This window comes from Roseibium sp. FZY0029 (assembly GCF_036350355.1).
Classification (GTDB): Bacteria; Pseudomonadota; Alphaproteobacteria; order Rhizobiales; family Stappiaceae; genus Roseibium.
Map to the genome: position 1 here is coordinate 1 of NZ_JAZDVZ010000023.1, position 1,713 is coordinate 1,713.

The following is a 1,713-nucleotide window of genomic DNA, read 5'->3' on the forward strand; positions in this document are numbered from 1 at the left end:
TGTCGACCTCGTAGCCCCAGTTACCGGCGCGGTCGATATGCAAGCTGCCGCCGAAAGGGTCCGAGACCGCGTGTTCGCCCAAGCTGTTGGACTGGAAGTGATCGAAGGCCGTGCCGTCCGGATCGTGAACGGTCAGAATTCCGCTTACGCCGAGCGGATGCACGGACGATCGTCCGACATTCCGGTCCTCGGTGATGTCACCCGTGTCGGTGCCGCTGATGATCGCGGCATCCGGCGTCGCGCCGAGCGTCAGGGAAGCCGTCTGCGCAACGCTTCCGCCGTGACCGTCCGTGACTTGGTAGCTCAGGCTCACCGGGCCGTTGTAGTTGGGGTCCGGCGTGAAGGTGAAGCCGTGCGCAGCATCGCCGGTGATGGTTCCGTGGCTCGCGCTCAATCCTGTGACGGACAGCGTATCGCCCGTGTCGATGTCCGTGGTATGGGCCAAAAGCTGCGCCGCCGAGATCTGGACGACCTTGTCCTCCGTGCCGCTACCCAGATCGATCGGCCCGGACACGACGGGACCGTCATTGCTGCCGGTGACGGTGATGACGAGGTTTTCGGTGTCGGTTGCCCCCGCGCTGTCGGTGACGGTAACAGGGATGGTGATCTGCTGGGTCTGACCCGCGGCCAGATGCTGATAGGCGGCGTGGGAGGGATCAAAGGACCACGAACCGTCCTGGTTCAGGGTGAACCCGTCCACCGGCTGGCTGATCGAAAAGCTTTTCGTGTCGCCCGCGTCCACATCCGTGGCCGACATCTGGCCGGTGACGGACTTGCCGTCCTCCGTCGCAGAGGCAGACGCAGCCTTGAGAGTCGGGGTGTCATTGGTCCCGCGCACATTGACCTCAACGTGCTGGGTTGCAGTCGACCCATCGCTCGAGACAGCTTTAATGTCAAAACCCATTGCGTGCTGCTGACCGTTGGCAAGAGACTGCGCTGCCTGATTGTCGAGCGTGAAGGTCCAATGCCCTGCTGCGTCTACAGAAAAGACGCCATACGCATTGGTTGTCGTCTGGGGTGCAAAAGAGACCGTGTCATGCGTGTCGGCATCATGCGCTTGCAATGTACCGCTGATCTGGGTCTTGCCATCTTCAACAGCAGTGCCGATGGGACTGACGAGGGCGCCGGGGGTATCAATAACGACGCTGTCCTCATGCCCCTTGATAGTAACATCGAGAGGGACTTTTGTTCCATCCGCCGTCACCAGGAACGCTGTTTCTTGAAGGGTCTCGCCCGTCTTAAGGCCCTGGATAGCCGGATTGCTGTTGTCGGCAAAGTACATCCACTTGTCATGGCCGTCAGTGCCATGTGTCGTATGAAAATATCCGTAAGAGCTCTGCAGCGTCGTGGCTAAATCGGCTGGCATCTGGTGTAGAACACCGCCAATCTCGATCGCCATAATATGGCTTTCACCGGCACCATCCGGGTCCAGTACGTCTATGTTCTGCCAGTTCGTTTGTAACTGACCCGAGGATGACACCTGGTCTTCCGTGACCGTCCCCGTTTTCGTTCCGGTAACGACTGGCGTGTCATTTGTCCCCGTCACGGTGATGACGAGGTTCTGGGTGTCGGTCGCCCCTGCACTGTCGGTGACTGTGACCGGGATGGTCACCTGCTGGGTCTGGCCGGCCGCCAGGTGCTGATAGGCCGCATGGCTGGGATCGAAGGACCACGAACCGTCCTGGTTCATGGTGAAGCCATCGACCGGATGGC

At 60.5% G+C, this 1,713-nt stretch carries 1 protein-coding gene; it reads right to left on the reverse strand.

Going from position 1 to position 1,713, the window contains the following annotated elements; all coding sequences use genetic code 11:
• A partial coding sequence (locus V1T76_RS28995) for a VCBS domain-containing protein (protein WP_330564138.1) occupies positions 1-1,713 on the reverse strand: 1,713 nt, incomplete at both ends.